10 protein-coding genes and 1 pseudogene are annotated in these 12,209 nt (G+C 70.8%); 4 read left to right on the top strand and 7 right to left on the bottom strand.

What is annotated here, in order from left to right:
* Positions 1-79 precede the first annotated feature (79 nt).
* Positions 80-1,075: a LysR family transcriptional regulator gene (locus ACVV2G_RS12805; protein ID WP_453842793.1), complete on the top strand. Its 996-nt coding sequence runs from the start codon at positions 80-82 to the stop codon at positions 1,073-1,075.
* Between the two features lie 22 nt (positions 1,076-1,097).
* Here ACVV2G_RS12805 and ACVV2G_RS12800 read toward each other — a convergent pair whose 3' ends face one another.
* From ACVV2G_RS12800 to ACVV2G_RS12780, 5 genes are all read right to left on the bottom strand, one after another.
* Complete coding sequence (locus ACVV2G_RS12800) at positions 1,098-2,348, bottom strand: ABC transporter ATP-binding protein (RefSeq protein ID WP_453842792.1); 1,251 nt, start codon at positions 2,346-2,348, stop codon at positions 1,098-1,100.
* Between the two features lie 47 nt (positions 2,349-2,395).
* Positions 2,396-4,129: an ABC transporter permease gene (locus ACVV2G_RS12795; protein WP_453842791.1), complete on the bottom strand. Its 1,734-nt coding sequence runs from the start codon at positions 4,127-4,129 to the stop codon at positions 2,396-2,398.
* A gap of 36 nt (positions 4,130-4,165) precedes the next feature.
* Positions 4,166-5,560: a CapA family protein gene (locus ACVV2G_RS12790; RefSeq protein WP_453842790.1), complete on the bottom strand. Its 1,395-nt coding sequence runs from the start codon at positions 5,558-5,560 to the stop codon at positions 4,166-4,168.
* A 219-nt stretch (positions 5,561-5,779) separates the two neighbouring features.
* Positions 5,780-6,754 carry an alpha/beta hydrolase gene (locus ACVV2G_RS12785; RefSeq protein ID WP_453842789.1) on the bottom strand — a complete coding sequence of 325 codons (975 nt, stop codon included), beginning with the start codon at positions 6,752-6,754 and terminating at the stop codon, positions 5,780-5,782.
* 165 nt (positions 6,755-6,919) lie between these two features.
* Positions 6,920-7,774 carry an enoyl-CoA hydratase/isomerase family protein gene (locus tag ACVV2G_RS12780; RefSeq protein WP_453842788.1) on the bottom strand — a complete coding sequence of 285 codons (855 nt, stop codon included), beginning with the start codon at positions 7,772-7,774 and terminating at the stop codon, positions 6,920-6,922.
* A 218-nt stretch (positions 7,775-7,992) separates the two neighbouring features.
* Between ACVV2G_RS12780 and ACVV2G_RS12775 the strand changes: the two genes are divergently transcribed.
* Complete coding sequence (locus ACVV2G_RS12775) at positions 7,993-8,445, top strand: winged helix-turn-helix transcriptional regulator (RefSeq protein WP_453842787.1); 453 nt, start codon at positions 7,993-7,995, stop codon at positions 8,443-8,445.
* A 109-nt stretch (positions 8,446-8,554) separates the two neighbouring features.
* Here ACVV2G_RS12775 and ACVV2G_RS12770 read toward each other — a convergent pair whose 3' ends face one another.
* The gene (locus ACVV2G_RS12770; protein ID WP_453842786.1) at positions 8,555-8,806 is read right to left on the bottom strand and encodes an ArsR/SmtB family transcription factor; all 252 of its coding nucleotides are present in this window, start codon (positions 8,804-8,806) and stop codon (positions 8,555-8,557) included.
* A gap of 281 nt (positions 8,807-9,087) precedes the next feature.
* Between ACVV2G_RS12770 and ACVV2G_RS12765 the strand changes: the two genes are divergently transcribed.
* Together ACVV2G_RS12765 and ACVV2G_RS12760 are read left to right on the top strand one after the other, a co-directional pair.
* Entirely contained in the window at positions 9,088-9,381 is a 294-nt protein-coding gene (locus ACVV2G_RS12765) for an SGNH/GDSL hydrolase family protein (protein WP_453842785.1), read from the top strand.
* A gap of 749 nt (positions 9,382-10,130) precedes the next feature.
* A pseudogene (locus ACVV2G_RS12760) lies at positions 10,131-10,322 on the top strand (hypothetical protein); the annotation flags it as partial.
* A gap of 344 nt (positions 10,323-10,666) precedes the next feature.
* Here the strand turns inward: ACVV2G_RS12760 and ACVV2G_RS12755 are convergent.
* Positions 10,667-11,998, bottom strand: a complete 1,332-nt coding sequence (locus ACVV2G_RS12755) for an MFS transporter (protein ID WP_453842784.1) — start codon at positions 11,996-11,998, stop codon at positions 10,667-10,669.
* Positions 11,999-12,209 lie beyond the last annotated feature (211 nt).

Below are 12,209 nucleotides of genomic sequence, written 5' to 3'. Positions count from 1 at the left end.
CCCGGGGCGGGCCTGGCACCCCAGGTCCGCCCCGGGGCTCAGGCCTGCCCGCCCCCCGCCCTGCCCGACAGGAGGAACCATGACGTTCGACACCACCGCCTGGCGTCACACCAGCCGCCAGCGGCTGATCGCGGGACTGACCTTCGACCAGATGTACACCTTCCAGACCCTTGTCCGCGCCGGCTCCTTCCGCGCCGCCGCCGCCGAACTGGCCCTCACCCAGCCCGCCGTCTCCCAGCGCATCCGCCACCTCGAACGCCTGCTGGGCTGCACCCTCCTGGACCGCCGGCAGGGAGCGCGGTCCGAGCTGACGGCCGCCGGCCGGGAACTGCTCGGCTTCGCCGAGGAGGTGCTGGGCCGCACCGACCGTTTCCACCAGCAGCTGGAGCGTATGAAGGAACTGCCGGAGAGCTCGACCGTGACGGTCGTCAGCGACTCCGACCACATCAAGCACCTGCTGGTCGGCGCGGTCATGCTCATGAAGGAGACGGCGTCGTCCGTCCGGGTCGTCATCAAGCACGAACCGTCACGGCAGGCGTGCACGCGGGCCCTGGCGGAAGGCCGGGCCGACTTCGGCATCTGCCGGTATCCGGCACCCAGCGAGTTCCCCACCCTCGGTGCGATCGAGGAACGGATGTACCTCTACGCGCGACCCGACGACGACATCCACTCCCTGCCCGAGGCCGACCGCGTCCCTTACCTCGCGCGGGCCGACTTCGCGACGTTCGCGGACGGCATGCGCAGCCGCCAGCTGGTCGAGTGCTGGGCCGAGAAGGTCGGTGTCTGCCTGCGGGTGGTGCTCGAATCACGCGGCCTGGAGGCGATGCGCACCTACGTCACCCGGGGACTGGCCCTCGCCGTCCTCCCTGAGTTCTGCGTGCGCGAGGACCAGCGGGCCGGACTCCTGCGCCCCGCGGCGGCACCCGGCCTGCCCCTGACGCGGGGCGCCGTCATCCTCGCCCCGCCCGACCGGGAGGTCTCCCAGGCCGCCCGGACCTTCCTCGGCATGCTGCCGGCCAAGGTCGAGTCCTCGCTCAGCCCGGCCCCGCGCACGGGTACGCCGGTGCCCGCGTGAAGGGCACCGGCGCACCGGGATCTCAGTTGCCGCGCACCTGCGTGCGCACGCCGGCGGGCTGGCCCCCGGCCGGGCTCGTCGGCTCCGCCACGTCGCCGTGCGCCCCGGCGTCCCCGGCGCCCTCGGCACCCTCGGCGGGGAACCAGGTCACGTTGTCCGGCGTGAGCAGCAACGTCTGCTCGGCGCCGATCTCCGGCGGCCGGGAGGTCGGACCGGTGACGGCCTGGACACGCAGCCGGTGCTCCCCGGCCTCGTAGGTGCGCTCGAAGTGGTCGCCGAGGAACTCGCTGCCGACCAGACGGGCCCGGAACTCGTTGGGGTCCAGGCGCTCCGGCGGGGGCCCGGTCTCCCGGCCCACCCGTACCCACTCGGGGCGGAACACCACCGAGATCCGGGAGCCCCGGGAGGGGCTGGCGGTGGCGGTGGCGTGGGCGATGTCGAGCACGGTGTCCGGGCCGAGTGTGGGCACCTTCACGGAGAAGGTGCGCACCCCCACGTCGACGACGACCGCGGGCACCACGTTGGCCTCGCCGACGAAGGTCGCCACGAATCCGTTGGCCGGCCGGTGGTAGAGCGTCCAGGGGTCGCCGATCTGCTGGATGACCCCCTTGTTCATCACCACCACCCGGTCGGACATCGACAGCGCCTCGGACTGGTCGTGCGTCACGTAGAGCACGGTGATGCCGGTACGGCGCTGGATCTGCCGGATCTCGTCCCGCATCCGCGCCCGCAGCTGGGCGTCGAGGTTGCTCAACGGCTCGTCCATCAGCACCAGGCTGGGCTCGGTGGCCAGCGCGCGGGCCAGGGCGACGCGCTGCTGCTGTCCGCCGCTCAGGTCGGTGGCGTTGCGGTGGGTGAACTCGCCGAGGCCGACCAGCTCCAGCATCTGCTCGGCCTGGGCGCGTGCCCGCGCCTTGGGTATCTTCTTCGCCTTGAGGCCGTACATGACGTTCTCCACGGTCGTCATGTGCGGCCACACGGCGTAGGACTGGAACACCATGTTGATGTCCCGTTTGTGCGGCGGGATGTTCGCGCCGGGCGCGTACAGCGGCCGTCCCCCCAGGGTGATCTCCCCCGACGTGGGGGTGTGCAGGCCGGCCACGCAGCGCAGCGTGGTGGTCTTCCCGCATCCGCTGGGTCCGAGCAGGGTGACGAACTCGGACCGTCCGATCTCCAGACTGAGGTCGGAGACCGCCGTCGTGCCGCCGTAGTCGGCGAAGAGTCCTTCCACCACCAGGCCGTGGTCCACTGGGTCGCGGTGCGGCTCGTCCATCGATCTGTTCACCTCGTTCGCGTTTCGGGCGGCTTGGTCCGTGCGCGTCAGGCGCGCTGGTGCAGTTTTCCGGGCCGGAGCAGGACCCGCATGACGACGATCCACGCGATCATCAGGGCGGTCTCCAGGAGACCGACGACGGCGGCGGCCGGCAGCGACGCCTGCTGGGCGTAGTTGAAGGAGAGGATGGACAGCAGCATGGTGTCCGGGGTGTAGAGCAGGATCGCGGTGTTGATCTCCCGCACCGTGAACAGGAACACCATGATGACGCCCGCGGCGATCGACGGCCGCATCAGCGGCAGCAGGATGGTCCACAGCATGCGGCCCTGGCCCGCCCCGCACATGCGGGACGCCTCCTCCAGGGACTTGTCGATCTGGGCGAATCCGTTGCCGGTGACGCGGGTGGCGTGCGGCAGGTAGGAGGCCACGTAGGCGACCACCATGATGGCGAGCGAGCCGTAGAGCGGGGTGCCGAGGTAGAGGGCGAACACCCCGGTGGCGAAGACGATGCCCGGGACTGCCAGCGGGGACATGGCGACGGCGTTGAGCAGGCCGGAGCCCCGGTGCCGGACCCGCTCGGTGACGTAGGAGGTCAGGATGCCGACGGCCACCGCGCACAGGGCCGTGGTCACGGCCACGATCACCGTGTTGCCGAGCGCGTTCTTCAGCTCGGGAGCCTCCATGACCTGCCGGACGACGTCGAAGGTGGGGTCGATCTCGTCGAGGTTGGTGGAGGTGCTGAAGGCCCGCAGGCCGAGAGCCGCGTAGGGCAGCACGGTGGTGATCAGGGCGTAGAGGATGAGCAGGAACACGAAGAGGTACCTGATCCCGCCCAGGTGGATGCGCTTGCGGTTGCGGGACTTGCCGGTGACGGTCACGAACTTGGAGGACTGCCGCAGCCCCCGCTGGTACAGCCACAGGCCGATCACACTGAGCAGCACCAGCATGGTGCCGAGGGCGGCGGCGAGGGCGTAGTCGCTCGGGTAGCCGTTGGTGGCCCGGTAGACCGTGACGGCCAGCGGCTGGAAGTCCATCTTGGCGCCCAGCAGCGCCGGCACGGAGAACATCCCGGTGGCGCTGATGGTGACGAACATGATGGACGACAGGGTGGCGTGCCGGACGGCCGGCAGGGAGATCCGCAGCGCCGTCTGCAGGGTCCCCCGCCCGTTCATGTGGGACGCCTCCTCCAGGCCGGCGTCCATGTTCTGCAGGCTGCCGGAGACGAGCAGGTAGCCGTAGGGCACGTAGTGCAGTGCCAGGATGACGATCAGCCACTGGAAGGTCATGACGTCGATCGACACCCAGCCGGGCAGCCCGGCGTCCCGGGCGAGCTGGTTGAGCAGGCCGGTGCGCGGCGCTCCCAGCTCCAGGAACGCCAGCGCACCGATGAACGGGGACAGGAACAGCGGGGCGATCACGACCAGTTCGAAGAACCGCCGCAGCGGTACGTCGGTACGGGCCAGCACCCAGGCGAGCGCGCCGCCGAGGGCGGTGGCGATGACACCGCACGCCAGCGACATGGCCATGGTCTCCCCCAGCACCCGCCAGATCTCCCACGAGCCGTAGGAGTCCTTCAGGGCGTCCAGGGTGAAGGTGGACAGGGCGTCGCGCGGGTCTTCCGAGACGGCACGGACGAACACCAGCGCGGTCGGCAGGAAGACGAGGACGGCGAGGAGCAGGACGACGAGGACCATGAGGACCCCGGGGCCTCGTCGTCGCGTCCGCGCCCGCTTTCCGTTCGCCCGCGGCGGGGAGGTCGGCTGTCGGGTCGGCGTAGCCATGCGTCTCGGTACCTCCTGTTCGTGATCGTGCGGGGATCAGTCGCCGAGCCGCAGCCGGGCCACGTGCCCGTCGGTCTCCAGGGTCGTGCCGTACTCGGCGGACAGCTGCCGGTAGCGCTCCAGCACTTCGGCGCCGTTGACCTGGTCCGCGATGAGGGGGCGGCCCTCGGTCGCGGGGTGCTGCACCGACTTGCCGGTGCCCCGGGTGATCTTCGCCTCCTTGGACACCTCCCGGCCCAGTTCGACGGGGTGCAGGGTGATGCCGGTGAGCCGGCCGTCGCTGAGGTGCACCTCGATCACGGCCGAACTCCACCAGGTCGGCGTGGGGGTGTCCAGCCCCGGGTGCAGGGGATGCAGGTCCGGGGTGAGCGTCGGCAGGGCGTCGACGTCGTGGCCCCAGGTCTCGTAGCTGTCGTAGGGGACGCGTTCGAGCAGTTCGGACTGGGCGAAGAAGTTGCCGAGCCCGTAGAAGATGGGCTTGCCCCGGTAGATCTCGATCCCGAGGGTCTTGTGCCAGCCGTGGCCGACGAAGATGTCGGCGCCGGCCTCGATGGCGCGGTGGGCGAACTCCCGGACGAAACGGGGCGGGCGGTCGCCGCGCGGGCCCTCGGCGATGTTGAAGTGGTGGGCGACCATGACCAGGTCGGCCATGGCGGCGGCCGAACGGATCGCGCGCAGGTTGCCTTCGAGGTCACCGGGATGGCACTCGGTGAGGATCTTGTACTCGTCACCCTCGCGGAAGACCATCTCCCCGGCGGCCGACTGTCCTCCGGGGAGGTTGTACTGGAACTCGTCGTCCCGCAGGAGGCGGCCCGTCTTCCCCGGCTTCCAGTCCTTGCCGGTGCGCAGGATGTTCAGCCCCTGCGCCGCGGCCTTGAGGGGCTGGGCGGCCTGCGGGGGCACGACGTAGGTCGTGGTGACCCGCAGCGGGTTGATGCCGGGGCGCCCCCGCATGGTCTCCTTGGGGCGGCCGGCCCATTCGTGCGGCCGGTTGCCGGAGGTGGTCGAGATCAGCGCCATCCGGCCGCGGGGCGTCTCGACGTAGGTGGGCATCCGGGCGTCGTCCAGGTCCCGGCCCGTGCCGGCGCAGGCCAGTCCGGCGTCCTTGAGGGCCTGGACGGTCGAGAACAACCCGGCGGAGCCGAAGTCCAGGCTGTGGTTGTTCGCCGTCGACATCACGTCCACGCCGAGCCACCGCAGGTCCTCGGCCACGCGGGGCTCCGCGAGCATGTAACTGCCGTACCAGTCACCGCGGCCCGGGTGCACCTCGGCGGCGTCGCCGAAGTTCATCTCCAGGTGCGCGTAGGCGACATCGGCTTTGTCGAACAGTTCCCGGATGCGCAGGAACTCCGCCTCGGAGTGCATGGAGAACGGCCTCGTCACCATGCACTCGCCGGCGATGGCGACCGACCAGTCGGCGGTAGGGGGCATACGACTCGCACTTCCTTCCGGGTTGCCGGACACAGTCGCCCGTGAACGCGCGGCGACACCCGAGGTGATCGGGCTGTCCTCAAGCTAGGTCGGCGCGGACGTGCGCAGAAGCACAGAGTTCCTACTGCGGTCATCACCGGTGGTTATCGCCTCGCCGCACCGGTGTCCGCGGGGTGCGGGCCGGCACCGCGGGCAGCCGGCCGAGAGGTCGCCTCCCGGTCATCCCCTCGTCGCGGTGCCGGACCGCGTCCGTGCGCCACTCGTCCGGCCGGGCCGGTTCTCCTGCCGGTTCGCAGTGGCCTTGAGGTGGGTGTCGAACCAGTCGACGGCGGCCGAGGAGGACAGCTCGAACTGCTCGACGTAGGGGGAGAAGTGGTCGCCGTCCATGAGGACGAGCTTCTTGGGCTCACGCGCGCGGTGGAAGGCGTCCAGGGCGAGGTCGGTGGGGGCGACGTCGTCGTCCTTGGCGACGAGCATCAGCAGCGGGGTGGGGGCGATGCGGGAGATCCACCGGCCGGGCTCGTAGGAGCGGGCGCGGCGGTTGGACTGCAGCGTGACCTCGTTGGTCCACTTGTCCTGCGGTGCCCAGTTCAGGTAGAAGTCGACGGCGCTCTGCTGGCGGTAGGCCGCCTGGTGGCCGGCATCGGTGTCGACGAACGGCACGTAGACGGGCGGCTTGCCGGCGAGCTGGTCGCGTTCGTCCTGGTGGAAGCGCTCCTCCAGGTCGCGCACCTCGTGCGGGGGGATGCGGCGCAGGCCGGTCTCGTAGCCGCTGACCGTGGGGACCTGGGAGTAGACGGCCCTGATCCGGCGGTCGGTGGCGGCCAGGACGAGGGCGTGGCCGCCTGCGTAGCTGGACCCCCAGATACCGATGCGCTGTTCGTCGACCTCCTCGCGGGCTCCGAGGTAGGTGATCGCCCAGCGCCAGTCCGCGATCTGCTGGTGGGGGTCGATGTCCTGGCGCGGGGTGCCCCCGCTGTCGCCGAAGTTGCGGTGGTCGTGCAGCAGGACCGCGTAGCCGGCTTCGCCGAACCGGCGGGCGATGTGCTCGATGCCGTGGTAGCGGGTGCCGCCGAAGCCGTGGGCCATGGTGATGGCGGGCAGCGGCCCGTCGGCGTCGGCGGGGAGGAACAGCCAGGCGGCCAGCTCCGTGCCGTCGGGCAGAGGGATGCGGACGTCGATGCGCTCGGTCATGTGGACACCTTTTCCTTTTCCAGAGGTGTGTGCGGTCGCCGCTGCGGCGGCTGGGCACCCGGGGACGTGAGGGCCGACGGGGGCTCGACGAGGGGATGCCGGCACGGCGTCGGGGGACGGCTTCGCCCCGGCGGCGGGCGGGGCGAGCGGTGAGTACGCGGCGGGTCAGGACTGGTCGGGGCCGATGGCGGCCATCGCCTCGCCCAGTTCCAGCTCGGTCCCGCTGCGGGTCTGCAGGCCGTTGTCGAGCAGCCAGGCGGTGCGGGGGCCGACCGATCCCTCGCGGACCAGGTGCTGGAAGACGACGGCGGCGGCGCGGATCTCGTCGTCGGACGGCGAGCTGACACGGGTGACGGCCGTCTTGGTGACGGCGACGGCGTCTGCGGGGAAGCCTGCCACCCGGTGGGCGAACCGGTCGACGACGGCGTCGAGTTCACCGTCGGGCACGGCCCGGTTGATCCAGCCGTAGCGCTCGGCGAGGTCGGCGGTGAAGTCGTCCGCGCCAAGAAGCACCTCCAGGGCGCGACCAGTGCCCATGAGCCGGGTCAGACGCTCCACGGCGCCGGCTCCGGGCGGAGCTCCGAAACCGACCTCGGGCTGGCCGAGGACCGCCTTCTCCCTGGAGGCGAAGCGGACGTCGCACGCGAGCAGGAACTCACTGCCCGCGCCGCGGGCCCGGCCGCGGAGTCTGCCGATGGTGACCACCGGCAGGCGGCTCAGGCGCTGGTACAGCATGCCGAGCGAGGCGTCGCCGGGGCCGCCGGCCCGGGCGGCTTCCGCGGTGTACTCCGGGACCTTGGTCAGGTCCACGTGCGGCAGGAAGAAATCCGGGTCGGCGCTGTCGAAGACGACCGCGCGGTACGGGGTGGGGCCGCTCAGGCGGCCGATGAGCCAGACCAGGTCCCGGACGAGTTCCGGGCCGATCAGGTTGAGGGGCGGGGCGTCGAACGTCGCGTACAGGACGCCTCCGTCGGCACGCAGCCGGATCGTCTCCGTCTGCGGCAGGACATCGTCAGGCATGTCAGTTCCTCCGTCGACGGGCCCTGGTGGGCGCCGTCGGCATCATCATGACCCTGCGTGGTTTAAAAATGCAACCAGCGAGGTGCGCGCCGTACCGCGGCGGGGCAGGGCGGCGGTGAGCGCGGCATGCACCCCGTGTCGCGCCCGCCGCCCGACCGCCCACCCGGGGACAGAGTGGTTTAACCTTTAAACCTGTCGAGTCGAGGGAGGGAGTCCCGATGCGCAAGACGGACCTCAGCGAGGCGACCTGTCCGGTCGCGCGGTCACTCGGCGAGGTCGGCGACTGGTGGTCGCTGCTCATCGTCCGGGACGCCCTGAGCGGAATCAGCCGGTTCAGCGACTTCCAGCGCAGCCTGGGCTGCGCGCGCAACATCCTCAGCGCCCGGCTGAGCAAGCTGGTGGAGGCCGGGGTCATGGTGACGGAGCCGGCTGCCGACGGAAGCCCGTATCACCAGTACCGGCTCACGGAGAAGGGAAAGGCCCTGCGCGTCGCCCTGGTGGCGCTGCGGCAGTGGGGGGAGACGCACCTCTTCGACACGGGTGAGGAGCGGCTCCGGCTCGTCGACACCCGGGACGGCAGGCCGGTGGCGCGGCTGGAGATGCGGGCCCACGACGGCCGCACCCTCACCGTCGACGAAGTCGAGATCCGGCCCGCCGCGGGCCCGGCCTGACCGGCGGCGGCGACGCACGGACGGCGGGGCTCCGCCGGGACGGGGCCCCCGGCCGGGCCCCGAAGGACCGGGTCCCGCCGGCCCCCGAGAGGCGGGAGCCCGCCGGACCTCAGAGGATGGCGTCCAGCAGGCCGGGGAAGCGGGGGTCGAGGTTCTCCCGCCGCAGGCTGAGCGAACGCCGACGACCCTGGGGCACATTGCGGATGACGCCGGCCTCCCGGAGGGTCTTCACATGGTGGGAGAGGGTCGACTTCGGAAGGGGGCCGGAGCACGGCTGGCAGTCGGCCACTTCGAGGGGGCCGTCGACGGCCAGGCGTCGCACCAGCAACTGCGACGCCGACTGCGGCCACGAGAACGCCACCGGACCGGGACTGGGTCCGTACGAGGCCAAGGGAGACCTGCACCGGATCGGCGGCGGACAAGGCGGCCACTTCTGGTACACACACCCGCGACACCGCGCACCTTGGCGGTCCCGGCGGTCGCATGACCATCGACGGCACCTGGACCCTCGACCGTAACGTCGAGTGGACCCGCGTCTTCGAAACTACCCTCGTCTGGTCAGTGACGAGCCATGCGTGACAGCCGACTTCGGCGCCCCTCAACCAGCTGGCCGACTATGTCCGAGACATACAGAAAGTCAAGGTGGCAGAGCTGAACAAGGCCGGAACCAAGGTGGCTTTCGCCGACCCGATACCTGCGTTCCGCGGACACGGAATCTGTGACGGCGACGAGTGGATCAACCTTGTCGTCGCCGGACCGAACGGCGACGGTGACTTCCACGACGGAGACCCGGCTAACCAGGCTCCGTGCCTGCCGTGGCCCGGGGAGAACGTCTGCGCGAGCCTCGAGTCGTTCCACCCGAAGAACGCCGGCACCACCGGCTATGCCCGCGTGATGGAGCAGGCTCTGGCCGGTACAGGGTATAAGGGCAGCTAGTGGGGCCTGAGCAAACCAGCGCTCCGGTGGTCACGAGGCGGGCGAATCGCCTCGTGACCACCGGCTGCCTGACCGTCCTGATCACATTGGTTGCCGTTCTCGGCGTCATCGTCTCCTGGTTGTGGTACCGGCACTGGCATGACGGGAACCTCAACAGCGAGCGCAGGGAACAGGCCCTTGCGACGGTTCTTGCGCAGGCTCAAGCCAGGGCCGTCGACACGGCCCGCTCACTCGAAATGAGCGGCACCACCGACGCCGACGTCCTTACTGGCGTTATCTGGCAGCACTCCAAAGCTCCAGTCATCACCTACGATGCGTCACACCGAGAGTTCACTGCCACGACCGCAGCATCTGCCCAATACGTCGAAAAAACCCTGCTCCCGGGTGGCGGACCCGTCCAGGTAGCCGGCTGCTTCGTCTTCACTTTCACCCAACACCCCGGCCAAGCGTGGACATGGAAGGTATCCGAGCGCGACGACGCTGCGTGCCGTCCGATCACCCAGATCGGTAACAGGGCCCGGCTTGCACTGACGCGCATATTGAGCATGCATGCTGACGGCTTGACGCGTAAAGGCATACAGGAGGTCCTTGACCCCACCGGACGGCGTTCCTTCGATGTCAAGAACCTAGTGCTTGAAGAGGACACGGCGACCGTCTCCGTCCTCGTTGCCAGCTCGGAGGCGGTGGTCGGGCAATGTTACCGCCTCACACGGCCCGTCCGGGATGGCGATGGCCGAGGTGCTGCCACTGCCGACGACTACCGCCGACTCGGTTCCTTCGAAGCCGCCACCGAGCACATCGACGCGGCCACGGCGCACGCACCTGGCCTTCCTCACACCCCCTACGGCGACCTTCTTCGCGGCGCCGTCCAGGAGGTCGCCGAGGCCATCGCCGGGAAGGACCGCACACGGCGGGCCTCTGCACCCGGCTCCCCCGCGTGACGCACGAGAACGCGTCCCCGGCCGCGGAGGGACGGCCTCGCCTCGTCGGACGCCGCCGTACGGGGCCCCTCGCCCACGTCGCCACGTCCGCGTCGCCCACGCCCAGGTCGAGGACCGCATCGAACAACGCGTCCGGGCCGCCATGAGGCAGCCGGTCCGTCCACCGGTCCGGGCCGTCCGAAGCCGGCCCGGTGTCCGCCTGTCCCGACCGAACGGGGCGTGTCACCGGGGCACGGAACAGAAGCGGAGACCGCACCGGGACCGCTCGCGTGGGCGGGGCGCTCCCGGCCGGCCCCGTCGGCGCCCCGTGGGGCGCCGGCCAGGACGGCGACGGGCGGCCGGGCTCAGTGCGCGCCGACCAACTTCTGGTCCGGGCTGCCGATGCCCGACCGCTTGGCCGTGCGCAGGGCAGCGATGCCGATGAAGACCATGGACGAGAAGCCGGCGAGGGCGAAGGCGGTGAAGCCCCAGTCGCCCTTGCCCGCGGCGAGCAGCTGGCCGCCGAGCCAGGGGCCGAAGACGGCGCCGAAGCGGCCCATGCCGGAGGTCCAGCCGACGGCGGTGGCGCGGTTGGCGGGGGCCGAACCGATGGAGACGGTCGCGTACACCATGGTCTGGGCGCTGTTGAGGAACACACCGGTGAGGAAGACGACCACGAAGGTGAGCGCCAGCGGCATGTGGACGCTGAGCAGGAAGACACCGCCGGCGGTCAGCGCGAACCAGATCGAGGAGATGCGGGGGGCGCCGAAGCGGTCGGAGGCGCGTCCGGCGACCAGCATGCCCACGATGCCGCCGAGGTTGAACAGGACGACGAAGGTGAGCGCGGAGCCCAGCTCGTAGCCCTCGCCGCGCATCAGGGTGGGCAGCCAGGTGGCGACGCCGTAGACCAGGAGCAGGCCGCCGAAGGAGGCCAGCCAGTACAGCAGGGTCTGGACCCACTCGCCACCGCGGAACAGGCCCAGCAGGCTGTTCCAGCGGGCGCCGGCGGCGGGCTTGCCGGTCGCGGCGGCGGGCAGCTCGACGTCGTAGCGGCCGGCCAGCTCGCGGGCCTCGTCGGTGCGGCCCCGGGCGACGAGGAAGCTCAGCGACTCGGGCAGCCACTTGGCGAGCACCGGGACGAAGAGCAGCGGGACCACGCAGACCCAGAAGGCGGCGCGCCAGCCGAGCGGCTCGACGATCCACAGGGCCACGTAGGCGGAGAGGATGCCCCCGGTGTGGTGGGCCGTCATCAGCACGCCGATGGTGAGGGCGGCGCGGGTGCGCGGGGCGTAGTCGGAGACCATGCTGATCGCGGTCGGCAGCAGGCCGCCGAGGCCGACACCGGCCAGGGTCCGGCCGAGGCCGAAGACGGCGACGCCGTTCGCGACCGCGCAGAGGCCGGACGCCAGCGAGAAGAGCGCGACGCAGGAGACCATCAGCTTCTTGCGGCCGATCCGGTCGGCGACCGTCCCCGCGGCCAGCGCGCCGACCAGCATGCCGAAGGTGGCGTAACTGCCGAGGTCGCCGGCCTGTCCCGAGGTGATGCCGAGCGCCTTCTCCTCGAGCATGTGGGGCAGGACCGAGCCGTAGATGAACATGTCCAGGCCGTCGAAGAGCACGGCCAGCCAGCAGAGGCCGACGACCAGCAGGGCCAGTCTGCTGCCGCGGGGGGACAGCGCGGCGGGTGAGGAGGACATCGTTGTTTTCCTCTCGTCCAGGAGGCGGTGCCTGGAGGGGACGTGTGATGGGGCGACGCTAAAGACCGCGTTCACCGGGTGTCAACACTTTTGTTGACAATCTCAGCAACGATCTGATGCCGCCGTTCCGGTGGCCGCCGTGGGGACTCGGGCGCATACGCCGAAGGGTGGGCCGCGCACGACCTGCGCGGCCCACCCCCCGTCGTCCGGT

The sequence above is a fragment of the Streptomyces sp. JK94 genome, from assembly GCF_053613315.1.
Note: the sequence above shows the minus strand (reverse complement) of the source record. Positions and strands in the feature narration are given on the sequence as shown.

Excerpts from the sequence above, each read along its gene's own strand:
- ACVV2G_RS12805 (WP_453842793.1), top strand. The coding sequence starts at position 80 with ATGACGTTCGACACCACCGCCTGGCGTCACACCAGCCGCCAGCGGCTG.
- ACVV2G_RS12800 (WP_453842792.1), bottom strand. The coding sequence starts at position 2,348 with ATGGACGAGCCGCACCGCGACCCAGTGGACCACGGCCTGGTGGTGGAA.
- ACVV2G_RS12795 (WP_453842791.1), bottom strand. The coding sequence starts at position 4,129 with ATGGCTACGCCGACCCGACAGCCGACCTCCCCGCCGCGGGCGAACGGA.
- ACVV2G_RS12790 (WP_453842790.1), bottom strand. The coding sequence starts at position 5,560 with ATGCCCCCTACCGCCGACTGGTCGGTCGCCATCGCCGGCGAGTGCATG.
- ACVV2G_RS12785 (WP_453842789.1), bottom strand. The coding sequence starts at position 6,754 with ATGACCGAGCGCATCGACGTCCGCATCCCTCTGCCCGACGGCACGGAG.
- ACVV2G_RS12780 (WP_453842788.1), bottom strand. The coding sequence starts at position 7,774 with ATGCCTGACGATGTCCTGCCGCAGACGGAGACGATCCGGCTGCGTGCC.
- ACVV2G_RS12775 (WP_453842787.1), top strand. The coding sequence starts at position 7,993 with ATGCGCAAGACGGACCTCAGCGAGGCGACCTGTCCGGTCGCGCGGTCA.
- ACVV2G_RS12755 (WP_453842784.1), bottom strand. The coding sequence starts at position 11,998 with ATGTCCTCCTCACCCGCCGCGCTGTCCCCCCGCGGCAGCAGACTGGCC.